Annotated in this window: 22 protein-coding genes and 1 riboswitch; of the genes, 6 read left to right on the top strand and 16 right to left on the bottom strand. The window is 71.9% G+C overall.

The features are described from left to right. The first annotated feature begins 39 nt into the window (after nt 1–39). The 3 genes from FB391_RS03220 to FB391_RS03230 are packed head-to-tail and all read left to right on the top strand — an operon-like array spanning nt 40 to nt 2,570. Nucleotides 40–990 (top strand): ROK family protein, encoded by a 951-nt coding sequence (locus FB391_RS03220; RefSeq protein WP_141892834.1) that lies wholly within the window; start codon nt 40–42, stop codon nt 988–990. Continuing rightward, entirely contained in the window at nt 983–1,762 is a 780-nt protein-coding gene (locus FB391_RS03225) for a glucosamine-6-phosphate deaminase (protein WP_141892835.1), read from the top strand. Before FB391_RS03220 ends, FB391_RS03225 begins: the two co-directional genes overlap by 8 nt. A gap of 16 nt (nt 1,763–1,778) precedes the next feature. After that, complete coding sequence (locus FB391_RS03230) at nt 1,779–2,570, top strand: hypothetical protein (RefSeq protein ID WP_141892836.1); 792 nt, start codon at nt 1,779–1,781, stop codon at nt 2,568–2,570. 177 nt (nt 2,571–2,747) lie between these two features. On the opposite strand, the gene FB391_RS03235 is transcribed toward FB391_RS03230, so the two are convergent. The 5 genes from FB391_RS03235 to FB391_RS03255 form a co-directional block, all read right to left on the bottom strand. Further along, nucleotides 2,748–4,139, bottom strand: a complete 1,392-nt coding sequence (locus FB391_RS03235; protein ID WP_141892837.1) for an FAD-binding oxidoreductase — start codon at nt 4,137–4,139, stop codon at nt 2,748–2,750. Beyond that, a complete protein-coding gene (locus FB391_RS03240; protein ID WP_141892838.1) occupies nt 4,136–4,528 on the bottom strand; it encodes a YrdB family protein in 393 nt (130 codons plus the stop codon). Before FB391_RS03240 ends, FB391_RS03235 begins: the two co-directional genes overlap by 4 nt. 218 nt (nt 4,529–4,746) lie before the next feature. Next, nucleotides 4,747–6,684, bottom strand: coding sequence for a sigma-70 family RNA polymerase sigma factor (locus tag FB391_RS03245; RefSeq protein ID WP_185842915.1), 1,938 nt, complete (start codon nt 6,682–6,684; stop codon nt 4,747–4,749). 377 nt (nt 6,685–7,061) lie between these two features. Further along, nucleotides 7,062–8,198, bottom strand: coding sequence for an N-acetylglucosamine-6-phosphate deacetylase (nagA, locus tag FB391_RS03250; protein ID WP_141892840.1), 1,137 nt, complete (start codon nt 8,196–8,198; stop codon nt 7,062–7,064). 30 nt (nt 8,199–8,228) lie between these two features. Then, nucleotides 8,229–9,764: a family 20 glycosylhydrolase gene (locus FB391_RS03255; RefSeq protein ID WP_185842977.1), complete on the bottom strand. Its 1,536-nt coding sequence runs from the start codon at nt 9,762–9,764 to the stop codon at nt 8,229–8,231. 151 nt (nt 9,765–9,915) lie between these two features. After that, nucleotides 9,916–10,000, top strand: a riboswitch (ZMP/ZTP riboswitch). A gap of 37 nt (nt 10,001–10,037) precedes the next feature. Here FB391_RS03255 and glyA point away from each other — a divergent pair. Beyond that, a complete protein-coding gene (glyA, locus tag FB391_RS03260) occupies nt 10,038–11,312 on the top strand; it encodes a serine hydroxymethyltransferase (RefSeq protein WP_141892842.1) in 1,275 nt (424 codons plus the stop codon). Next, entirely contained in the window at nt 11,309–12,190 is an 882-nt protein-coding gene (locus FB391_RS03265; RefSeq protein WP_141892843.1) for a bifunctional methylenetetrahydrofolate dehydrogenase/methenyltetrahydrofolate cyclohydrolase, read from the top strand. Before glyA ends, FB391_RS03265 begins: the two co-directional genes overlap by 4 nt. Nucleotides 12,191–12,300: 110 nt before the next feature. On the opposite strand, the gene FB391_RS03270 is transcribed toward FB391_RS03265, so the two are convergent. Both FB391_RS03270 and FB391_RS03275 read right to left on the bottom strand, forming a co-directional pair. Next, a complete protein-coding gene (locus FB391_RS03270; RefSeq protein WP_141892844.1) occupies nt 12,301–12,945 on the bottom strand; it encodes an NAD(P)H-dependent oxidoreductase in 645 nt (214 codons plus the stop codon). 3 nt (nt 12,946–12,948) lie between these two features. Continuing rightward, a complete protein-coding gene (locus tag FB391_RS03275; RefSeq protein WP_141892845.1) occupies nt 12,949–13,404 on the bottom strand; it encodes a MarR family winged helix-turn-helix transcriptional regulator in 456 nt (151 codons plus the stop codon). A 129-nt stretch (nt 13,405–13,533) separates the two neighbouring features. On the opposite strand from FB391_RS03275, the gene FB391_RS03280 reads away from it, so the two are divergent. Then, nucleotides 13,534–13,836 (top strand): hypothetical protein, encoded by a 303-nt coding sequence (locus FB391_RS03280; protein WP_141892846.1) that lies wholly within the window; start codon nt 13,534–13,536, stop codon nt 13,834–13,836. A 10-nt stretch (nt 13,837–13,846) separates the two neighbouring features. Here the strand turns inward: FB391_RS03280 and FB391_RS03285 are convergent, their stop codons facing one another. From FB391_RS03285 to FB391_RS03325, 9 genes are all read right to left on the bottom strand, one after another. After that, on the bottom strand, nt 13,847–14,899 hold the full coding sequence (locus tag FB391_RS03285) for an RNA polymerase sigma factor (RefSeq protein WP_141892847.1): 1,053 nt from the start codon (nt 14,897–14,899) through the stop codon (nt 13,847–13,849). Next, nucleotides 14,899–15,279, bottom strand: a complete 381-nt coding sequence (locus tag FB391_RS03290) for a YciI family protein (protein WP_141892848.1) — start codon at nt 15,277–15,279, stop codon at nt 14,899–14,901. Before FB391_RS03290 ends, FB391_RS03285 begins: the two co-directional genes overlap by 1 nt. A gap of 85 nt (nt 15,280–15,364) precedes the next feature. After that, on the bottom strand, nt 15,365–15,934 hold the full coding sequence (locus FB391_RS03295; RefSeq protein ID WP_141892849.1) for a hypothetical protein: 570 nt from the start codon (nt 15,932–15,934) through the stop codon (nt 15,365–15,367). A 41-nt stretch (nt 15,935–15,975) separates the two neighbouring features. Further along, the gene (locus FB391_RS03300; RefSeq protein ID WP_141892850.1) at nt 15,976–16,779 is read right to left on the bottom strand and encodes an HpcH/HpaI aldolase family protein; all 804 of its coding nucleotides are present in this window, start codon (nt 16,777–16,779) and stop codon (nt 15,976–15,978) included. Further along, on the bottom strand, nt 16,764–17,549 hold the full coding sequence (locus FB391_RS03305) for a 2-keto-4-pentenoate hydratase (RefSeq protein ID WP_141892851.1): 786 nt from the start codon (nt 17,547–17,549) through the stop codon (nt 16,764–16,766). The genes FB391_RS03300 and FB391_RS03305 overlap by 16 nt, the downstream gene beginning before the upstream one ends. Nucleotides 17,550–17,568: 19 nt before the next feature. Next, complete coding sequence (gene hpaD / locus FB391_RS03310) at nt 17,569–18,735, bottom strand: 3,4-dihydroxyphenylacetate 2,3-dioxygenase (protein ID WP_141892852.1); 1,167 nt, start codon at nt 18,733–18,735, stop codon at nt 17,569–17,571. A gap of 16 nt (nt 18,736–18,751) precedes the next feature. Then, the gene (hpaE, locus tag FB391_RS03315) at nt 18,752–20,263 is read right to left on the bottom strand and encodes a 5-carboxymethyl-2-hydroxymuconate semialdehyde dehydrogenase (protein WP_141892853.1); all 1,512 of its coding nucleotides are present in this window, start codon (nt 20,261–20,263) and stop codon (nt 18,752–18,754) included. Nucleotides 20,264–20,365: 102 nt separating this feature from the next. Next, nucleotides 20,366–21,073, bottom strand: coding sequence for a GntR family transcriptional regulator (locus FB391_RS03320; protein ID WP_141892854.1), 708 nt, complete (start codon nt 21,071–21,073; stop codon nt 20,366–20,368). Continuing rightward, nucleotides 21,070–22,650 carry a fumarylacetoacetate hydrolase family protein gene (locus FB391_RS03325; protein WP_141892855.1) on the bottom strand — a complete coding sequence of 527 codons (1,581 nt, stop codon included), beginning with the start codon at nt 22,648–22,650 and terminating at the stop codon, nt 21,070–21,072. The genes FB391_RS03320 and FB391_RS03325 overlap by 4 nt, the downstream gene beginning before the upstream one ends. Between the last annotated feature and the right edge of the window lie 43 nt (nt 22,651–22,693).

The following is a 22,693-nucleotide window of genomic DNA, read 5'->3' on the forward strand; positions in this document are numbered from 1 at the left end:
CGCGCACCGAGTCGCCGCCTCCCGTGCGGAGGTCGGCGGATGAGGGTCGGACTCGACGTCGGGGGCACCAAGACCGACGCGGTCGCCGTGGACGACGCCGGCGTGATCGTCGGCAGGCTTCGCGTGCCGACCGGATGGGGTCCGGATGCCGTCGGCCAGACGGTCGTGGACGCCGTGCGCGCGCTCGGGGCCGAGGCGGGGGTCGATCTCGCCGCCGTCCTTTCGGTGGGCATCGGCATCCCGGGTCAGATCGAGCCGGGGACGGGCCGCGTCGTGCACGCGGTGAACCTCGGGGTCGAGTCGCTGGACCTCGCGGCCGTCGTCGCCCCGCAGCTGGGCGTGCCGGTGCAGGTGGAGAACGACGTGAAGGCGGCCGCCCTCGGCGCGCACGCGCTGCACAGCGGCGGCTCGCCGACCCCCGGATCGATGGCGTACCTCAACCTCGGCACCGGCATCGCGGCGGGGATCGTCTCGGACGGCGTGCTGTGGCGCGGCGCCCGCGGCACTGCGGGCGAGGTCGGCCACATCTCGGTCGACCCGAACGGGCCGCTGTGCCGCTGCGGCCAGCGCGGGTGCATCGAGTCGTTCGCCGGCGGCGGAGCGGTCGCCGAGCGCTGGGGGCGGCGTGCTGCGCTGCCCGTGCGCGACGTGTTCGATGCCGCGGATGCCGGCGACGCCGAAGCGCGGGAGCTGCGCGCGGGTCTCGCCCGCGGCGTGGCCGCCGCCATCCGGGTACTGGTGCTGACGGCCGACGTCGATATCGTGGTGCTCGGAGGGGGTGTGACGGCGTTGGGCGATCGACTGATGACGGATGTCGCAGCCGAACTGTCGGCCAGTGCCGAAGCGTCCCCGTTCATGCGCTCGCTGCGTCTGCAGGAGCGGGTCGAGCTGCTGCCGCCGGGTTCGCCGGCTGCGGCGCTCGGGGCCGCGATCGTCGGCGCGCAGGGCGACGCCACACACGACACCGAGGAGGCTCTGGTCCATGGCTGAGATCGTCATCGTCCGCGACAAGGCAGCGGCAGGGGCGCTGGTCGCCGAGCACATCGCGTCGCTCATCCGCGACAACCCCGAGACCGTGCTCGGTCTCGCGACCGGCTCGACGCCGCTGCCCGTGTACGAGGCCCTGCGCACGCGCCTGGAGGGCGTGGACGTGTCGCGCGTGCGCGGATTCGCGCTCGACGAGTACGTCGGGATCGACCCCGCCCACCCCGAGAGCTACCGATCGGTCATCACGCGTGAGGTCGTGGAGCCGCTCGGCCTCAACCCGGCGCTCATCCGCACGCCGGACGGCACGCCTGAGGGCATCGAGCACCACGGCGAGGAGTACGACGAGGCCATCCGCGAGGCGGGCGGCATCGACCTGCAGATCCTCGGCATCGGCACCGACGGTCACATCGGCTTCAACGAGCCGGGGTCGTCGTTCGCCTCGATCACGCGGGTCAAGACGCTCACCGAGCAGACGCGCAAAGACAACGCGCGCTTCTTCGACTCGATCGACGATGTGCCGATGCACTGCATCACGCAGGGGCTCGGCACGATCCTGCGCGCCCGGCACCTCGTGCTGCTGGCCTTCGGAGAGGGCAAGGCGGCCGCCGTCGCAGGAGCGGTGGAAGGGCCGGTGACCGCGTCCCTTCCCGGCTCTGCGATCCAGCTGCACGAGCGCGCCACCGTGGTGGTCGACGAGGCGGCCGCGTCGCAGCTCGCGCGCGCGGACTACTACCGCTACGCCTACGCGAACAAGCCTGACTGGCAGGGGATCTGAGTCCTATGCTGACGGCATGACACAGCCGTCAGAGACGCCGACGCCGGGGGATGCCGCATCCTCCGGCGTCGCGGCGTCCCGCGCCACCGCGCCCGGTCCGGGCGCGTCCGGTCCGGGCGCGTCCGTCCCCGCCGCGCCCGAAGTACCCACAGCGCCTGGCGCAGACGCGGGTGCCACGGTGCGCGACGCTCGCCTGACGTGGCTGGTCGGCGGGTCGCTGCTGATCGCGCGGGCGGCGCTGGTGCTGCTGGCGAACGGCAACGCGGCGCTCTCGTTCCCCGGCATGGGTTTCGTCCTCGACGGCCTGTGGGCTGCCGCGCTCGTCGTGTTCGCCTTCGGGGTGCGGGGGCAGGGGAGTGTCGTCGCACGTCGGCCCCTGGGCGTGGTGGCGCTCGTCGTGGCCGCCGCCATGCCGTTGCTGTCGGACATCTGGTGGGCGGTCTTCCCGATCGCCGTGTGGGACGGTGCGGTGGCCTTCGTCGCGCCGAACGCGACGACCGTCCTCCTGCTCGGTGCGCTCATCGTGGCGACCGTCGTGATCGGCCGAGCGGGTGCCGTGCCGCATCGGGCGCGGTGGGTGCCGTTGATCGTCCTGGCCGTTGCGGCCGGTGCGCAGATCGTGGTGTCGATCATCGGTGTATCGCTTCGCGGTAACTTCGTGGGCGCGGAGTTCATCGCCGCGACCTTCTTCGCCTCGGCGCTGGGCACGCTGGGTGTGCTGCTCCTCGGCATCCTCGCGATCGTGTCCGCTCCGCGCGAGGCGCCGCGGCCCGCGGCGCCGACCCAGGTCTTCCCGCCCGCGGACTGACCCGCGCCCGGGAGTGCCTCCCCGCGCCGCGGCGCGACACCCCCGCCCACCTCCTCGCGCCGTTGACTTGCCTCATATGTACGCGACACGCCGGCGTGTCGCGTACATATGAGGCAAGTCAACGAAATCGGGGGATGTCAGCGGCCGTGGCCGCCGGCCGGCACGGGACGGAGGGCCTCAGCGCGCGAACACCTTGCCGGGGTTGAGGATGCCCTGCGGGTCGAAGGCGCGCGTGATCCGCTGCTGCAGCTCCCACTGGTCGTCGCCGAGCTCGTCGGCGAGCCAACGGCGCTTCAGGACGCCGACGCCGTGCTCGCCGGTCAGCGTGCCGCCCAGGCGCAGGGCGGCACGGAAGAGGTCGTCCGCGGCCGCCCAGATGTGATCGGGCGCCTCGACCACCCCGAACTCGTCGGGCTCGGCGTCGAAGATGAAGTTCGGGTGCAGGTTGCCGTCGCCGGCGTGCGCGACGGTCGGGATCACGACGCCGTGCTCCCGCTCGACCCGGGCGATCTCGTCGAACATCGCGGGCAGGGCGCTGCGCGGCACGGACACGTCCTCGATGAGGGCGGTGCCGAGCGTCTCCATCGCGGGGTGCATCGACCGGCGGATGGCGAGCAGCCGCTCGCCGTCGTCCCGGTCGTGCGAGACCGCGACGGTGCCGCCGGTGGCGCGGAGGACGTCGGCGATCGCCTCGGCTTCGACGCCCGCCGCCGGTCCGTCGGTCTGGATCGTCAGCTGCGACGCGCCGGGAGTCGGCGCCGGGAGCGACAGCAGGGCGTGCACGGCCGCGAGGGACGCGGCATCCATCAGCTCCATGATCGCGGGCTGCACCCCGGACGCGGTGACGGCGGCGGATGCCTCGGCCGCCGTCCGCACGTCGGGGAACGTGGCGGCCACCGTGCAGACCTCGCCGGGCACGAGCCGGCGGAGCTTCAGCGTGGCGCCCACGACGACGCCCAGCGTCCCTTCGGAGCCGATGACGAGCGAGGTGAGATCGAGGCCCGTGACGCCTTTCACGGTGCGGTGGCCGAGGTGCAGCAGGCGGCCGTCCGCCAGCACGATGTCCACGCCCAGCACCGCGTCGCGCACGACGCCGTACTTGGCGCACAGCAGGCCGCCGGCGCCGGTCGCGATGTTGCCGCCTACGGTCGAGATCGCGCGGCTGGCGGGGTCTGGAGCCCACCAGAGGCCGTGCTCGGCGAGGGAGGCGTTGAGGTCGGCGTTGAGGATGCCGGGCTCCACGACCGCGAGCAGGTCGTCGGGGCGCACTTCGAGGATGCGGTCCATCCCGCGCATCGACAGCGCGATCTCGCCGTCGCCCGCGTTCGCAGCGCCCGCGAGGCCCGTGCCGGCGCCACGGGTGACGACGGGCGTCCCGGTCGCGCTGGCGATGCGAAGCGTCTGCTGCACGTCCTCCACGGTGTGCGCATGCACGACCGCCAGGGGCACACCGGCGGCCGCATGCCCGGACTTGTCGGCCCGTGCCGCGTGGAGCGCTGCGGGGGTGGTGTCGACGCGTTCGCCGAGCGCCCCGCGCAGCAGGGCGAGCGGGTCGGACGGGGTCGTCACGCGATGCGCCGACGGCCCGCGATGACGCCGACGGTGACGGCCACGATGCCGAATCCGAGGCCGATCCAGGCGTTGCCCATCATCCACCACGCCACGGTCGCGGACGCGTAGACGAGCAGTTCGACGATCGCGCGCACGAACGGGTGCACGCCGAACACGGCGCGCGGCGAGACGAAGAGCGCCCACACCAGGATGGCGACGGCGGGTGCGGCGAGGCCCGCGAGGATGTTCCATGCGAACGGGAACATCGTGAAGCCCCACAGCGCCAGCGAGAGGATCGCGAAGATCTCGCAGACGAACGCCAGCACGTCGATGGCCGACAGCGGGGCGCGCGTTCCGGGCGCCGGTTCGGCGGGCTGAGAAGGCGTGACGTGGGGCGTGTCGGACATGGCTTCCAGTCTACGTCGAGTGGATGCCGCCGCCCTCGGTCCAGGCGGCACGCAAGGTGCTCCCGGGCTCAGGCCTCCGCGCCCGGCTCCGCGCGCTTCTGCCCGTTCCGCTTGCCGTTGTCGTTCGACGTGACAGGCTCGTCGGCGGTCGCTGCGGCGGACGTCGACTCCGTCGTCGCGGGCGCCGAGCCGAGGCGCTGCGGCGCATTCGCCGTATCCTAGCCGTTGTTGCCGTTGTTGCCGTCGTTGCCGTTCGCAGTTCCGTTGCCCTTGCCGTTGTTGCCGTTCGCAGTTCCGTTGCCCTTGCCGGTGTTGCCGCCGTTGCCGTTGCCGGTGCCGTTGGTGGGCGTGCCGTTTCCTGTCGATCCGCCGTTGCCTGTGTTGCCGCCGTTGCCGTTGCCGGTGCCGTTGGTGGGGGTGCCGTTTCCTGTCGATCCGCCGTTGCCTGTGTTTCCGCCGTTGCCGTTGCCGGTGCCGTTGGTGGGGGTGCCGTTGCCCGTCGTGCCGCTGTTGCCGGTGGTGCCGCCGTTGCCGCCGCCGGTCCCGTTGGTGGGGTCTCCGACGCCCGAGTTGCCGGTGGTGCCGTTGCCGACGCCGTTGTTGCCGGTGGTGCCGTTGCCGACGCCGTTGTTGCCGGTGCCGGCGGTCGCGCTCGTGTCGTCCTTGCTCTGGCCGCCGCCGTTGCCCTGACCGCCCGCACCGTTGCCCTGTCCGCCGGAGCTCGCGCCGGCCGAACCGGCGATGCCCGACCCGGCGGTCGTCGTGCCGTCCGTGGTCGTGACCGGCGTCGTGACGGCGTCCGTGGTGGCCGGAGGCGCGGCGGGCAGGTCGGCCGGCGCGGGGCCGTTCGCCGGCAGCTGCAGCGCGTTGTCGGCGGCCCCGGTGTCGAGGACGAGCGGGGGAGTGACCGGGGCGACGTCGGAGATGCTGGTCTTCGCGGGCTCGGGGGCGGCGTCCGCCGGCGGCAGGGAGACGGCGGCGACCACACCGCCGACGACCACGAGGCTCGCCGCCGCGAGACCCGACGCCGCGCCGATGCCTGCCAGAGCCGTGCCGCCGGCTGCGACCGTCGAGACCGCGGCGGCGCCCGCGCCGGCTCCAGCCGCGACGCCCGAGCCGATGCCTGCGGCCGTCCCCGTCGCGGCTCCGGCGCCGGACGCTGCGCCGGCCCCCGCTGCTGCGGCGCCGGATCCGGCTGCCGCACCGCCGCCCGCCGCCCCTGTGCCTGCTGCCCCAGTGCCGGCCGCACCGCCGCCTGCCGCGCCTCCGGTCACGCCGGCGGGCAGCACGGTGACGGCGCCCTGCACGACGGTGGACGGCATGGCGGCCAGCGCGACGAGCGGCGCGCTGCCGCCCTGCAGTGTCGCGAGGTACCCGGTGGTGCCGACAGCGCCGAGCGCGAGCGGCAGCAGCACCAGGGCGAGGCGGCTGGAGACCTCGCGGGCCTCGCTGGCGACGATGGAGCAGCGCACGCACGCGACGAGGTGGGCGTCGACCTTGGCGTGGTCGCGACGTCCGAGGTTGCGGCGCGCGTAGGCGCCGAGGCGCTCGATGGTCCGCTGGCAGTCGGATCCGTCCTCGACCGCCTGCAGATGGGCCTGGATCCAGGCCTCGCGCAGGCCCTCGCGGGCGCGGAAGGTCAGCTGCGCGACGGCGGTGGCCTTCATGCCGAGCAGCGGCGCGATCTCGGCCGGCTTCATCTGCTCGATCTCGGAGTACCAGAGCACCTCCTGCCAGCGCGTCGGCAGACTGCGGAAGGCGCGATGGGTGAGGCCGCGGTCGAGCGCGGCCTCGCTCGCGTGCTCCCCGGCGGACGGGTCCTCGACGCCGTCGAGCTCGTCGTACGCCGTCTCACGTCGTGACCGGCCCCACGCCGCCGCGGTGTTGCGGATGCTGGTGAACAGGTAGGCGCGGAACGAGCCCGTCGGGCCGCCCCCCGCCACGATCGACTGGTAGATGCGCGTGTAGGCCTCTTGCACGAGGTCGTCCGGGTCGAGGCTCGACGTCATGTTGCGGGCGACGGTGACGCCCGCCCGGTAGTGCCGGCGCCACAGCTCGCCGAAAGCGCTGCGGTCGCCCGCTCGCGTGCGCACGACGAGATCGGCGTCGCCGAGACCGACCTGCTCCTGCTGCTCGCGGACGTCGTCGTGGTCCATGTGATCTACCCAGTTCGCGGGCGCGCGTCCCGCTGTGAACTCCCCGGCGCGGCACCGGCAGGAGCCGCGACGGTTTCCATTGTCGTCGCCGTCGGGGCTTTTGACCAGGGCGGATGCCGCGACCCGGTGCGCGCGGGAGCGCCCGGGTCGCGGCATCCGCTTTCCCGGAGTGGCTCGCACAAGGCCGGAGAAGAAATTCTCAGAAGTCGCGTAATAGACCGGGAAGGACGCCGTCTCTTTCGTCAGAGTGGCACGCCGCCCGACGTGTGGGGCACGACGGCGGCAGCGCCCCCGCGGTTCGCCCGCGGACCAGGCGGGGCTCGAAGGGATCTCGGGGGAGGGACCTTCGGCCCCGCCTTCGCCTTTCCCGGCGGCCGTCAGGCGGGAGCGCCGTCGATCCACACCCGCTGCACGGCGAGGTCCGCGTCCAGCAGGACGGCGTCGGCGACCGAGCCCACGTCGAGCCGGCCGAGGTCGGGCCGGCCGATCGCGAGGGCGGGGGTCTCACTCGCCGCGCGCAGCGCGACCTCGAGCGGGACCCCGGCGGTCACCACGTGGCGCACGGCGGCGTCCTGCGTCAGCGTCGAGCCGGCGATCGCACCGCCCTCGACGAGTCTGGCCACGCCGTCGGTCACGCGGACGGCGAGTCCACCGAGGTCGTACGAGCCGTCCGCGGCGCCCGCGGCGGCCATCGCGTCGGTGATGAGCGCGATGCGATCGCCCGCGGCGGCGAACAGCGTCGCCACGAGGGCGAGGTCGACGTGCACGCCGTCGGCGATGACCTCCAGCGTCACGCGTTCGTCCCGCAGTGCTGCCACCACGGGGCCGGGTGCGCGGTGGTGGATGCCGGGCATCGCGTTGAACGCGTGCGTGATGAGCGTCGCACCGGCGTCGAAGGCACGGCGGGCGGTCGCGGCATCCGCATCGGTGTGGCCCACTGCGACGGCGACGCCGGCCTCGGTGAACCGGCGGATCGCGTCGAAGGCCCCGGTGCGCTCGGGCGCCAGGGTGACCTGGCGGATCGTGCCGCGCCCGGCCGCCAGCAGCGTGTCGACGGAAGACGTGTCGGGTGCGCGCAGCAGCGATTCGGTGTGCGCGCCCTTGTGCCCCGGATCCAGGAACGGGCCCTCCAGGTGGGAGCCCAGGATCGTCGGGTCGGCCTCGGTGAGATCGGCGACCATCGCCACCCGCCCGGCGAGGTCGTCGATCGACGCCGTGATGAGCGACAGCACCGCCCGCGTGGTGCCGTGCGCGCGGTGGACGGCGCGCGCGGTGCGCACCGCGTCGGGTCCGTCGTCGAATGCCGCCCCGGCGCCGCCGTGACCGTGGATGTCGATGAAGCCGGGCGCGAGGCATCCACCCTTCCCATCGATGTCGTCGGCGGCGGACGGACGATCCGCGCCCACGCCGACCGCCGCGACGCGGCCGCCGTCGAACAGGGCCCACCCGTCGGGGCGGTCGCTGTCGACGGTGGCCGACCCGAACAGGCGGACGGAGTGGACGAGGATGCTCATGCGGTGCTCCGGGCTACGCGGACGCGTGGGTCACTCGGTGACCCACGGGATCTCTTCGGACGGGTGGAAGCCGATGCCCATGCTGGTCCACAGCGGGCCGAGCGCGCCCACGCGCGCGCGGAACGACTCCCACGTGCGCAGATCGCTCTCGCCGGTGCGGGGCGACCAGCCCGCCTCGGCGGCCGCGGCGGCGCGCGGGAAGGCCATCGTGTCGATGTCGGCGGCGGTGCGGATCGTCTCGGTCCACAGCGGCGCCTCGACGCCGAGGATGGCGTCGTCGTCGACGCCCGGCAGGACGTCCGCGGGCTCCCACGCGTACGCCTCCTTGACGCTCGTCGGGCCGTTCGCCCAGGTGAGACCGAGCTCGGGGCCCGACGGGTACTTCATGTCGAGGTAGATCGCGTCGGCCGGCGACAGGATGACGCCCGCGCCGTTGTCGACGAAGGTCTGCGCCTTGGCCGCGAAGCCCTCCTGCGGGCGCACGTACCCCCAGTACTGCCCGATGGTGGAATCGGCGACGTCCTTTGCCGAGCCGGCCTCGTGCCACGCCACCGGCGTCTTGCCCAGGTCGGCCACGAGCGCGCTCACGCGCGTCACGAAGTACGCGAAGTCCTCGTCGTCGGTGGCGAGCGACTCGTCGCCGCCGAAGTGCAGGTACGGTCCGGGCGTCATCGCGGCGAGCTCGCCGAAGACGTCGGCCACGAAGTCGTACGTCGCCTCGTCGTGGATCTTCAGCGACGAGAAGCCGACGGCCATGCCGTCGTAGGGCGTTCCCGGGCGCGGCTCCTGCCCGCCGTAGTCGCGGATGATGTCGCGCATGTGGTCCGAGATGACCGGATCCTCCGCCAGCTCGGGGTAGGCGAGTCCGACGGCGTGCGTGTGGCCGGGCATGTCGACCTCGGGCACCACAATCATGTGACGGGATGCCGCGTGCTCGACGATCTCGCGGTAGTCGTCCTTCGTGTAGAACCCGCCGCTGCGCTCCGCGCCTTCCGTGACGTCGCCGCCGACCGAGGTGCCGGACGCCTTCTCGGTCAGCTCGGGGCGCGAGTCGAGCTGGATGCGCCAGCCCTGGTCGTCGGTGAGGTGCAGGTGGAGGGCGTTGAACTTGAGCGACGAAGCCCGGTCGATGTAGCCCTTGACGGTGTCGACGCCGTGGAAGTGGCGCGCGACGTCGAGCATGACGCCGCGGTACGCGAACCGGGGCGTGTCGTCGATGACGACCGCAGGCACGATCCACCCCTCGCCGTCGCGGGCGACGAGCTGCCCGAGCGTCTGCACCCCGTAGAACAGTCCCGCCGCGTCCGCGCCGGTGACCGAGATGGATGCCTCGTCCACCGCGATCCGGTAGGACTCGGCCGCGCCGCCGTCCGCGATGCGCAGCTCGATGTCGGCCGAGCCCTCGGCGGTGGTCGGCGCCAGGCCGGTGCGGGCCGTGAGGATCGCCGCGAGGGCGGTCGCGGCATCCAACTCTCCCGACACGGACGTGGCGGACGTGAGCCGGAACGGCGCTCCAGCGCTCGCCTCGATCGAGGCGGGCGCGGGGACGACGGCGGGAAGCGACACGATGTCTCCATTCTGTGCGACCGGCGCGCAGCCGGCCAAGGCCGCGGCGGCCAGGACGGCCGCGGCGGCGGTCGGTCCTCGTCGACGCGACATGTAAAGAGTCCTAACAAAAGGGGTGGGGTCCAGCCTAGCGGGTCGAGTTCGGTTATGCTCGGAGGGTCGCGACTGGCGTTGAGGTGGGGCACCACCGGGGAGCGACCGACTACGGCATTCGACCGCGCGCCTGGGCCGATGCGGGACCTCTTTTCCGAAAGCCGTGAGTCAGGAGATCGCATGACCGATCAGTTCTTCAACGCCCCCCTCTCCGAGGTCGACCCCGAGATCGCCCAGGTGCTCGAGCGTGAGCTCGAGCGTCAGCGCGGCTACCTCGAGATGATCGCCTCCGAGAACTTCGTGCCGGTGTCGGTGCTGCAGTCGCAGGGATCGGTGCTGACCAACAAGTACGCCGAGGGCTACCCGGGTCGCCGCTACTACGGTGGCTGCGAAGAGGTCGACGTCGCCGAGGAGCTCGCCATCGAGCGCGCGAAGGCGCTGTTCGGCGCCGAGTTCGCGAACGTCCAGCCGCACTCGGGCGCCACGGCCAACGCCGCCGTGCTGCACGCGATCGCGCGCCCCGGCGACACGCTGCTCGGCCTGTCGCTCGACCAGGGCGGCCACCTCACGCACGGCATGAAGATCAACTTCTCGGGCCGGCTCTACAACATCGTCGCGTACGGCGTCGACCCCGAGACCAGCGTCATCGACATGGATGAGGTGCGCCGCCTCGCGATCGAACACCAGCCCAAGGTGATCATCGCCGGCTGGTCGGCCTACCCGCGTCAGCTCGACTTCGCCGCGTTCCGCGCGATCGCCGACGAGGTCGGCGCGACGCTGTGGGTCGACATGGCGCACTTCGCCGGTCTCGTCGCCGCGGGCCTGCACCCCTCGCCGGTGCCGCACGCGCACGTCGTGTCGTCGACGGTGCACAAGACCATCGGCGGCCCCCGTTCGGGCTTCATCCTCACCAACGACGCCGACCTCGCCAAGAAGATCAACACCGCGGTGTTCCCGGGCCAGCAGGGCGGGCCGCTCATGCACGTCATCGCGGCGAAGGCCACGGCGTTCAAGCTCGCCGCGACGCCCGAGTTCAAGGAACGCCAGGAGCGCGTGCTGCGCGGCGCGCACATCATCGCCGAGCGCCTGTCTCAGCAGGATGTGAAGGATGCCGGCATCGCGGTCCGCTCCGGCGGCACCGACGTGCACCTCGTGCTGGTCGACCTGCGCAATGCTGAGATCGACGGCAAGCAGGCGGAGGACCTCCTGCACGAGATCCACATCACCGTGAACCGCAACGCGGTGCCGAACGACCCGCGTCCGCCGATGGTGACCTCGGGCCTGCGCATCGGCACGCCCGCGCTCGCGACCCGCGGCTTCGGCGACGCCGAGTTCACCGAGGTCGCCGACGTCATCGCGCTCGCGCTGCAGCCGGGCGCCGACGTCGAGGCCCTGCGCACCCGCGTCGCGGCCCTGACCGCCGCGTTCCCGCTGTACCCGGGGCTGCAGCAGTGACGGCCGTCAAGCTCGACGGGCGCGCCGCGTCCGCCGCCATCAAGGACGAGCTGCGCGAGCGCGTCGCGGCGCTGAAGGCGCGCGGGATCACGCCGGGGATCGCGACCGTGCTCGTCGGGGCCGACCCGGGCTCGCAGCTGTACGTGGGCATGAAGCACCGCGAGTCCGAGGCGATCGGCATGAACTCGATCCAGGTCGAGCTGCCGGCCGAGGCCACGCAGCAAGAGGTCGAGGCCGTCATCGACCGCCTCAACGCCGATCCCGCGTGCCACGGGTACATCGTTCAGCTGCCGCTGCCGAAGCACCTCGACACCGACGCGATCCTGGAGCGCATCGACCCGGCGAAGGACGCCGACGGCCTGCATCCGACCAACCTCGGACGGCTGGTGCTGAACGTCAACGCGCCGATCACGACCCCGCTGCCGTGCACGCCGCGCGGCGTGATCGAGCTCCTGCTGCGCAACGACTACGACCTGAAGGGCAAGCACGTCGTCGTGGTGGGTCGTGGCGTGACGATCGGCCGGTCGATCGGCCTGCTGCTGACCCGCCGCGAGATCAATGCGACGGTGACGCTCACCCACACGGGGACGGTCGACCTGCCGTCGTATCTGCGTCAGGCCGACGTCATCGTGGCGGCCGCGGGTGTCACGCACATCGTGCAGGCCGCGGATGTGAAGCCCGGCGCGGCCGTGCTCGACGTCGGCGTCACGCGCGAAACCGATCCCGAGACGGGCAAGTCCCGCGTCTACGGCGATGTCGCCCCCGACGTCGCCGAGGTCGCGGGCTACCTGTCTCCGAACCCCGGCGGCGTCGGACCCATGACGGTGGCCCTGCTCATGACGAACGTCGTCGAGGCCGCCGAGCTCGCCGCCGGCTGACACGCACCACGACGCGCGTCGGGAACGTGCGCTCTCGCCGAGCGCGCACGCTCCCGGCGCGCGTTTCGCGTGCTCTCGGCGAGAGCACACGATGTCGTCAGCGCGCGCGGTCAGGCGGCGACGGCCTCACGCGGACGCGCGACGGCGGCCGCGGCATCCGTCGCTCCGAACGACGCCATCCCGCCGATCCAGCGCTCGCGGTCGGCCTCGGTGCGATGCCGCACCTCGGACAGACGCGTGACGCCGCGCACCTTGATGCCGCAGTACTCGAGCGTCGCCGAGCGCAGCGACCGGATCGCGGCGTCGCGGTAGGTGAAGGCGTTCCAGAAACCGGGGGAGTCCATCGTCATGACGATGCGCGCCGTGCGGCCCGTGAGCAGCTTGTCCCACAGTCGGCCGGCCGGCCGGTAGCGGTAGGCGAAGCCCGAGACGAAGACGCGGTCGATCCAGGTCTTGAGCGCCGCGGGGGACGAACCCCACCACTGCGGGAAGAAGAACGCCAGGTGATCGGCCCATTCGACGTCGGCGATGTACGCCCGGATCTCCGGCGGGAGCGGTCCGTCGGCATCGGTGCGCGGCATCCGCACCTCGCCTCGCGCGGAGGGATGTCCGGGCACCGGGTCGGCGGCCAGGTCGACGATGCGCACCTCGGCGCCGGCGGCGCGGGCCGATTCGGCGTACGAGTGCGCGAGGGCGTGGGTGAGGCTGTCGGGCAGCGGCGTGCCGACGATCACGAGGATGCGGGGGACGGACATGTGTCACTCCTGGGGTGCGGCGGCGGGCCGGCTCTGGATGAAGGCGAGCAGGTTGTTGAGCTGCGCATTGAGGCGCGCGGCGTCGATGGGATCGCCCGCCAGTGCGGGCGCGGCGAGCATGTCGGCGAAGTCGCGTTCGAGCACGGCTCCGGCGTCGCGGACCAGGGCGGCGCCTTTGGGGGTGAGCGACAGCAGGACGCTGCGCCCCGCGCCGGCGGGGGAGTCGGCGGTGATCCAGCCGTCCTCGACGAGCGCGGGCACGCGCTTGCTCACGGCTGCCTTCGTGACCCCGAGGCAGTGCGCGAGCCGCGTCATGTCGGACGGCTCGACGTCGGCCAGGATGGCGAGGAACTGGAAGTGGTTGTACCCGACCCCGTACCGGGAGCGCAGCACGCCGTCGGCGTAGGCATCGATCTCGGCGACGAGTTCGTGGATGGTGAAGCTCAGGCGGTCCGACACAAGAGCGAGTAAACCAGTTGACTTCTAGTGAGTCAACTGGTTTACATGCAATCGTTCCTGCGCCCTTCGACGTCGAGGGGCCAGAATGGCCTCGACGGCGGGTGGGCCGTGGGGACGAGAGGTGGGCACGTGGCCGGCATCGATGGGAAATGGGCGATCGACGTCGTCACCCTCGCCGGCTCGCGCCGGTACGACCTCACCCTGGCCAGCGCGGGCACGACGCTCACCGGCACGTCGGTCGGCGACACCGGGCCGATCGCGATCCGTGACGGCAGCATCATCGGCGACACCGCCTCGTTCCGCGTCGACTTCGTCGCACCGCTGCCGCTGTCGCTGCGGTTCGTGCTGAAGGTCGTCGGCGACCGCCTCGTCGGCACCGCCCAGGCGGGACCCTACCCGCCGACGAACGTGGTGGGCGTCCGCATGCCCTGACCCGCCCGGGTCACTGCGCGTCGCGGCGCGCCTCGGCGGCGGCCAGCGCGGCGCGGGCGCCGTCGGTCGGCGCGATCGCCACGAGCCCGCGATAAAGGGTGACGAGGGTGTCGACGTCCAGCGCGCCGGTGCGGGCCCGATCGCAGTGCACGGCCTGGATCGCCGCTTCGAGCTGGAATCGCCCGAGCTGCCGGCGCAGCGCGGATGCTCTGCGCAGCATCGCCGCGGCCTCGGCGATCAGGGCACGGTCCCACTGCGACGTGTCCTGCTCGTCCAGCGGCGGCCACGGGTGCTCCGCCCGGGCCGGTGCCCGCGACTGCGCGTAGGTGAGCAGGGCGGCCAGCCCCCACGCCTCGGGCTCATCGTCGAGCAGCGACGCGGTGAGCACCGCGAGCCACCGCGCTTCGTCCGCGAGCGATTCGCGCGGCTCGTCGCCCTGGTCGAGCCACCCGATCGCGTACGCGCCGTAGATCGCCTCGAGCACGGCGGGCAGCCGGTCGGGCATGTCGGCGCGCCCGGGAACGCGGAAGGGGATGCCGGCGTCGCGGATCCGGCGCTTGGCCCGGACGAGCCGCTGCGCCATCGTCGCCGGTGCGACGCCGAACGCGCGCGCGATGTCAGCCGCGTCGAACCCCAGCACGGTCTGCAGCATGAGGGGTGTGCGCGCTGCAGGGTCGATTGCCGGATGAGCGCACGCGAACAGCAGCTCGAGCCGCTTGTCGGGGATCGCGTCGGCGCGTGAGAGCTCGGCGACGGCGTCCGGCGCCCGGTCGTCCGCGAGGACGGCGGCGAGGGTCTCGTCGAGCGGCACGCCGGTGCGGTGCGCGGCGGAGCCGAGCGCGTCGCGCAGGCGATTGCGGGCCACGGTGACGAGCCACCCTTCGGGATTGGCGGGGATGCCGGCGTCCGGCCAGGTCCGCAGCGCGCGCTCGAACGCATCACCGAGGGCGTCCTCGGCGAGGGCCACGTCGAGCGTCGACGCTGCGACCACCGACAGGAGGCGGCCGTACGACGTCCGCGCGGCGCGCTCGGCGGCCGCCCGGACGTCGTCGGCGGAGGGCATCAGCCCGCGAACGGGGTCCAGGCGCCGTCGCGGAAGTGCGTGGAGCTGGGGCGCACCTCGACAGGGCCCCACGAGACCGACGGCGCCTTGCCCGCCCACGCGATGGCGGCGTCGAGGTCGTCCACCTCGATCACGAACGTCCCGCCGAGCTGCTCCTTGGTGTCGGCGAACGGGCCGTCCTGCACCCGCAGTCCGGCGTCGCCGGCGGTCACCGTCGTCGTCACGGCGGAGGGCTGCAGGACCTCGGCCGAGATCAGCACGCCGGCCTCATGGAGGGCCTTCGCGTACGCGTCGAACTCGCGCATGCCTTCGGCGATGGCCTCGGGGCCGAGGTCGTCGGCCGTCATCTCGGGGTAGTGGAGGAGGAGTGCGTAACGCATGGTGTCGTCCTTTCTGGTGGGTTGCGACACCGGAGTGACGATCCCGGGCCCTCTCGATCGACACCCGGACGGGTATCCGCCGGAATCAGCCGCCGAGCTCGTCGAGCATGCGGCGCTGCTCGTCGGTGAGACCGTCGTTCAGCTCACGCCGACCCGCCGCCGCTTCGGGGCTCGGGACCGGCGGGGTCGCGGTGTCCACGGATCCGGCGGTGCCCGCCCGCGACCCGGTCGCCCTGTCGTACAGCGCGCCCGCGTGCTCTTCGACCCTGTCGTCGATCGCGCCGTAGATCGCCCACCCGATGAGCAGGATGACCGGCGGCAGCACGTATCCCCACACTGCGCCGAAGAACCCGCCGCCGATGGAGACCCCGGTGAACAGCACCGTCGCGATCCAGATGAGGAACGCGATCGCGAACGCGATGAAGAACTCGACGAGCTTCTCGCCCGCCTTGGTGCGTCCGCCCGCCGACTTGGCCGCCGAGGAGCGGAACCACTTCTCGACGAGCGGCTTGACCCAGATCACCAGTGCCGTCATGACGATGCCGGCCCACAGCGCCGCCCAGCCGACCCGCGCCGGCGTCAGCCAGCCGACGATCAGCAGCACGACGATGTTGAACACCAGCAGCGACACGAACCGCACGACCCACTTCTTCATGCGTTCACTGTGCCACACGCCGGCTGGCGCCTCCACGCGCGTCAGTAGGAGGCGCGTTCGGTGGCGGGTGGGGTGGGGGTGAAGCGGGCGGCGAGGGCTTCGGACCCGCGGGCGAGGAGGGAGACGTCGGCGGCGACGGCGATGAAGCCGGCGCCGCCGTCGATATAGGCGTCGGCGGCGGCCGGGTCGAAGGCGTTGACGCCGACGGGCTTGCCGGCGGCCCGGACGGCGTCGAACGTGCGCTCGACGGCCGCGATCACGTCGGGGTGGGTCTGCTGCCCGAGGACGCCGAGTGAGGCGGCGAGGTCGGCGGGGCCGACGAAGATCCCGTCGATGCCGTCGACCGCGGCGATGGCGGCCGCGTTCTCGACTGCTTCGGTGGACTCGACCTGGACGAACAGCGACACGTGCGCGTCGGCATCCTGCAGGTACCCGTCGACGCGGTTCCAGCGGGCCGAGCGTGACAGCGCCGAGCCGACACCACGGCGCCCGTGCGGCGGGTAGCGGACGCCGGCGACGAGCTCGCGGGCCTGCTTCGCGGTGGAGACCATGGGTACGAGCACGTTCTGCGCGCCGAGGTCGAGCACCTGCTTGAGGATCACGTCGTCGCCGTACGGCACCCGCACCACCGGGGTGACGGGGTAGGCGGCGACGGCCTGCAGCTGGGCGAGCACGGTGTCGAGGGTGTTGGCGGAGTGCTCCATGTCGATGAGCAGCCAGTCCACCCCGGACCCGGCGAGGATCTCGGCGACCAGCGGTGACCCGGCGCACGCCCACAGTCCGACGAGCGACCGGTCGGCGCTGTCGAGCCGATCGCGGAAGGTCGGGTTCAGGCGAAGCGGCATTCGATCACTCCCATCGGTCCGTAGTCGCACCTTACGGTGTCACCGGCGTGCACCCACATCGGACGGGTGAACGAGCCCGCGAGGATGATCTCGCCCGCCTCCAGCCGGGCGCCGTGCTGGGCGAACTTGTTCGCCAGCCACGCCACCCCGGTCGCGGGGTGGCCGAGCACCCCGGCGGCGACGCCGGTCTCTTCGATCTGCCCGTTGCGCGAGAGCACGCCGGGCACCCAGGCCAGGTCGATCTCGTCGGGACGCTTGCGGACGCCGCCGAGCACCATCGCGCCGTAGGCGGCGTTGTCGCTGATGGTGTCGACGATGGTGCGGCCCTCCAGTTCGATGTGGGAGTTGAGTACCTCCAACGCCGGCACGGCGTACTCGATCGCCGCCAGCGCGTCCTCCAGCGTGCAGTCCGGACCTTCCAGCGGGCGGGCCAGGACGAACGCGAGCTCGACCTCGATGCGCACGTTCGAGAACACGTCTACGGGGATCTCGGCACCGGACTGGTACACGGTGTCGTCGAACATGACGCCGTAGTCCGGCTCGGTGATGCCGGTCGCCTGCTGCATCGCCTTCGACGTGAGCCCGATCTTCCGGCCCACCAGCGTGCGGCCGTCCGCGATCATCCGGTCCCGCCACACCCCCTGGATCGCGTACGCGTCCTCGACCGTCGCGTCCGGGTAGCGGGCCGTGATCCGCGGGATCACACCATGCGTGCGGTCGGCCTCGGCCAGCTCAGCCGCGATCACCGCGACGTCATCAGATGACAGCATCCACCCATCCCCTCCGTCGCTACAGCTGGTGGCCGAGCTTGTACTCGCCCTGCTTCCAGCTGGGGAGCTCCTCGGCCTTGTCGTCGGGGCGGGTGTACGAGAAGCCGTCGGCGCCGATCGTGACCGCCATCTCGGACTCGTCGGTGCGGGCGACGACCGGCTGCGGGTTGCCGTCGAGGTCCAGGACGAGGGATGCCTCGGTGTACCAGCTCGGCACGACGGGGTTGCCCCACCAGTCGCGGCGCTGGTTGTCGTGCACGTCCCACGTGACGACGGGGTTGTCGGGGTCGCCGGTGTAGTAGTCCTGCGTGTAGATCTCGACGCGGTGCCCGTCGGGGTCGCGCAGGTACAGGTAGAACGCGTTCGAGACGCCGTGGCGGCCCGGGCCGCGCTCGATCGCGTCGGAGCGTCGGAGCGCCCCGAGCTTGTCGCAGATGGCGAGGATGTTGTGCTTCTCGTGCGTGGCGAACGCGACGTGGTGCATGCGCGGGCCGTCTCCGCCGGTCATGGCCGTGTCGTGCACCGTGGGCTTGCGGCGCATCCACGCGGCGTACACGGTGCCGGCCTCGTCCTGGATGTCTTCGGTCACGCGGAAGCCGAGCGACTGCATGAAGTTCACCGCCCGCGGGACGTCGGGCGTGACCTGGTTGAAGTGATCCAGCCGCACCAGCTCACCCGGCGTGTGCAGGTCGTACCGCCACGACAGGCGCTCGACGTGCTCGGTGGCGTAGAAGAACTCGTACGGGAAGCCGAGCGGGTCGGTCACACGCACCGAGTCGCCGATGCCCTTCGTGAAGCCGTCGGGGTTGCGGCGCACGTCGCAGCCGAGCTCCTCGTAGAACGCGACGGCCTTGTCGAGCTCCTCGGCCGAGCGCACGCGGTACGAGAAGGCCGCCACCGCGGCCACGGGACCCTGGCGCAGCACGAGGTTGTGGTGGATGAACTCCTCCGTCGAGCGGAGGTAGATGGTCGACTCGTCCTCTTCGGTGACGTAGAGGCCCAGCACGTCGACGTAGAACGTGCGGGATGCCGACAGGTCGGTGACCACGAGCTCCATGTACGCGCAGCGCAGGATGTCGGGCGCCGGCGCGCTGGGGGTCGGGATCGGGTTGTCGGAGAGGATCGGCGCCTCCTGGCTCACGTAGAAGCCGGAGGAGGTGGGGGTCATGTCGTCACGTCGGGTCATGTCGCGTCCTTGCGTGTCAGTTCTTGCCGAAGGTCGGGTTGTGCGCGGGGCCGAGCGTGATGTGCACGGCCTGCTGGTCGGTGTAGAAGTCGATCGAGCGGTAGCCGCCCTCGTGCCCGAGGCCCGAGGCCTTGACCCCGCCGAACGGGGTGCGGAGGTCCCGCACGTTGTTGGAGTTGAGCCAGACCATGCCGGCCTCGATCGCCTGCGAGAAGTTGTGTGCGCGCTTGAGGTCGTTGGTCCAGACATAGGCGGCGAGCCCGTACTTCACGCCGTTGGCGAGCTCGAGCGCCTCTTCGTCGGTGTCGAAGGGCGTGATCGCCACTACCGGGCCGAAGATCTCCTCCTGGAAGATGCGCGCGTCCGGCGCGACGTCGGCGAACACCGTGGGGCGCACGAAGTTGCCGGTCCCGAATCCGTCGGGGCGGCCGCCGCCGGCGACGAGGCGCGCCTCGGTCTTGCCGATCTCGATGTACGAGACGACCTTGTCGTAGTGCTCCGGGTGCACGAGCGCGCCGACCTCGGTCTTCGGGTCGTGCGGGTATCCGACGACGACCCGCTCGGCCTGCGCCGCATAGCGCTCCACGAACTCGTCGTAGATCGGGCGCTCGACGAGGATGCGGGAGCCCGCGGTGCAGCGCTCGCCGTTCAGCGAGAAGACGCCGAAGATCGTGGCGTCGATCGCGGACTCCAGATCGGCGTCGGCGAACACCACCGCGGGCGACTTGCCGCCGAGCTCCATCGACAGGCCCTTCAGGAAGGGCGCCGCGTTACCGAAGATCAGCTGGCCCGTGCTGCTCTCGCCGGTGAACGAGATGAGCGGAACCTCGGGATGCTTCACCAGCGCGTCGCCGGCATCCTCTCCCAGTCCGTTCACGAGGTTGAAGACGCCCTTCGGCAGCCCCGCCTCTTCGAAGATGCCGGCCCACAGCGACGCCGACAGCGGCGTGAACTCGGCGGGCTTGAGCACGACGGTGTTTCCGGTCGCGAGGGCGGGGCCGAGCTTCCAGGACTCGAGCATGAACGGGGTGTTCCACGGAGTGATGAGGCCGGCGACGCCGATCGGCTTGCGGTTGACGTAGTTCATCTGGCGGCCCGGCACCTTGTAGGCGTCGTCGGCCTGCGCGACGATCAGGTCGGCGAAGAACCGGAAGTTCTCGGCCGCGCGGCGCGCCTGACCGAGCGCCTGCGTGATCGGCAGACCCGAGTCGAAGGACTCCAGCTCGGCGAGCCGCGCGTCGCGCGACTCGACGATGTCGGCGATGCGGTGCAGCACGCGCGAGCGCTCGCGCGGCAGCATCCGCGGCCACGGGCCCTCGGTGAACGCGCGGCGCGCCGCCGCGACCGCGCGGTCGATGTCGGCCTTCTTTCCGGCGGCGGCCTGCACGTACGTCTCGTTGGTGACCGGGTCGAGCACGTCGAACGTGTCGCCGTCGAGCGAGTTTGTGAACTCGCCGTCGATGTAGTGCTGGATGCGGTCGGGCAGGCCTTCGGGCACGTGGCGGGTCTGCAGTGCGGTGTCGGTCATGGTGTCTCCTTCGTCGGAGGTGCGGGTGCGTGGGTTCGGGGGAGTGGATGCTTCGTCTCGTTCCTCGCTCAGCACGAGTGGCGGGCGCCCGGCATCCACCTTTCAGAACGCCGGAAGGCCGAGGGCCTCGTCGGGGTGTTCATGGATCATGTAGGCGTCGAGGGTCGCGGCACGGTGCCGGCGGGCGGCCTTCTCGATCTCGCCGAGCGGCGCGCCCACCTCGATGAGCTGCACGATGTTCTCGTGCTCGCGCACGGACTCCTGCGCGCGGCCGGGGACGAAGCTGAACGTCGAATCGCGCAGGTGGCCGAGACGGCTCCACTCGGCGTTGACGAGCTCGAGCATGCGCGGATTGGCGCACTTCGAATACAGCGTCGAGTGGAACTCCTGGTTGAGCGCGGTGAACGCCCGCGGGTCGAAGTGCTCCAGCGTCTCGATCATGAGTTCGTTGATGCGACGGGCGGCGCGCAGATCGTCGGCGTCGAGCCGGCGCGCCGCGAGAGCCGTGGCAGTGCCCTCGAGGATCGAGAGCGCCTGCATGCTGTACCGGTAGGCCGAGTCGTCGACCATCGACACGCGGGCGCCCACGTTGCGCTCGAACGTCACGAGCCCCTCGGCCTCGAGCTGGCGGATGGCCTCGCGCACCGGCACGACGCTCATGTCGAGGTCGCCGGCGATGGTGCCGAGCACGAGCCGGTAGCCCGGCGTGAACTCCTGGTTCGCGATGCGCTCCTTGACCCAGTGGTACGCGCGCTGCGACTTGCTCAGCTCGTCGGCCGGTCCCTGAGCCTGCCGGAGGCCGGGGGTCATCGTTCCCGCTCCGCGTCGTAGCGAGCGCGCCATTCGGCGTTCAGGGGGAACAGTCCGTCGACGGGATGCCCCTCCGCGACCCGTTCGGCGATCCAGGCGTCCTCGGCCTCCTGCGCGAGGGCCGCATCCGCGACCTCCTCGGCGAGGGTGGGTGGAATCACGATCACGCCGTCGCCGTCCCCGACGACGATGTCGCCGGGCTGGACCGTGGCGCCGCCGCACGCGATCGTGACGTCGCCCTCCCACGGCACATGCTTGCGCCCGAGGACTGACGGGTGCGCGCCCTTCGAGAACACCGGAAGCCCGATCTCGGCCACCGCGTCGAAGTCGCGGACGCCGCCGTCCGTGACGACGCCCGCTGCACCGCGCGTGCGGGCGCGGAGCGCGAGGATGTCGCCGAGCGTCCCGGTGGTGTCGTCGCCGCGCGCCTCGATCACGATGACCTCGCCCTCGGCGACGGCGTCGAACACGCGCTTCTGCGCGTTGTACCCACCGCCGTGGGCCTTGAACAGGTCTTCGCGGAACGGCACGAACCGCAGCGTCCTGGCCGGGCCGACGATCTTGGCGCCGTCGAGGTTGGCGGTGACGCCGTCGATGAAGCAGGAGTGGTGTCCGCGCTTGCGCAGCTGCGCCGACAGTCCTGCGGTGGGCGCGGCCTCCAGCTTCGCGCGCAGCGCGTCGCTCAGAACAGGTGTTTCGGCGAGAACAGGACGATCTGAGGCAGATGCTCCTGCGTTCACCGAAACACCTGTTTTCGCGGGGGTGTCTGTGGCCGACGGGGTGTCGGTGGCGTCCGCTGGCAGCCCGGCCGCCTCGCGCGAGCCCCAGGCCTCGGTGCGCTGCAGGTCGTCGACCGCGGGAAGCGAGCCGAGCTCGCCGTCGAAGGCGGTCTCGCCCTGCACGACGGTGGTGATAAGGCGTCCGGAGGTGGGGCCGCCCGGGACGTCGACCTCGACCTCGACGACGTCGCCCGGGCCGGCGACCGACGAGCCCGCGGGCGTCCCGGTGAGGATCACATCGCCGGTCTCGAGGGTGAAGTGCTGCGACAGGTCTGCGACGAGCTGGGGGAGCAGGAAGATCATGCCGGCAGAGCTGTCGTCCTGCACGAGGTCGCCGTTCAGCCAGGTGCGCACGCGCAGGGTCTCGGGGTCGATCGCGCGCGCGTCGATCAGGCCGGGGCCGAGCGGCGTGTAGCCGTCCCCGCCCTTGGAGCGCACGTTCGAGCCCTTGTCGTTCGCGCGCAGGTCGTACAGTCCGAAGTCGTTCGCCGCGGTGACGGCGGCGACGTGCGACCAGGCGTCGGCGAGCGCGACGCGGCGGGCGGGCTCGCCGATCACGAGCGCGATCTCGCCCTCGAAGGCGAGCAGTTCGGTGCCGGCGGGGCGCTCGATGGTGCTTCCGGATGCCGCGACCGAGCTCGACGGCTTGAAGAAGTACGAGGGGGCGGCGGGCCGGCGTCCGCGCTGATCGGCGCGGGACGCGTAGCTGAGGTGGATCGCGATGATCTTGCCCGGACGCCCGGGCAGAGCCGCGAACCGCGGGTCTGCGGCATCCTGCGATGCGATGTCAACCGTCATGAGCTCCCTCACTCTTGCGTCGTATCCGAAATCGTATATGATC

Source organism: Microbacterium kyungheense (assembly GCF_006783905.1).
Classification (GTDB): domain Bacteria; phylum Actinomycetota; class Actinomycetes; order Actinomycetales; family Microbacteriaceae; genus Microbacterium; species Microbacterium kyungheense.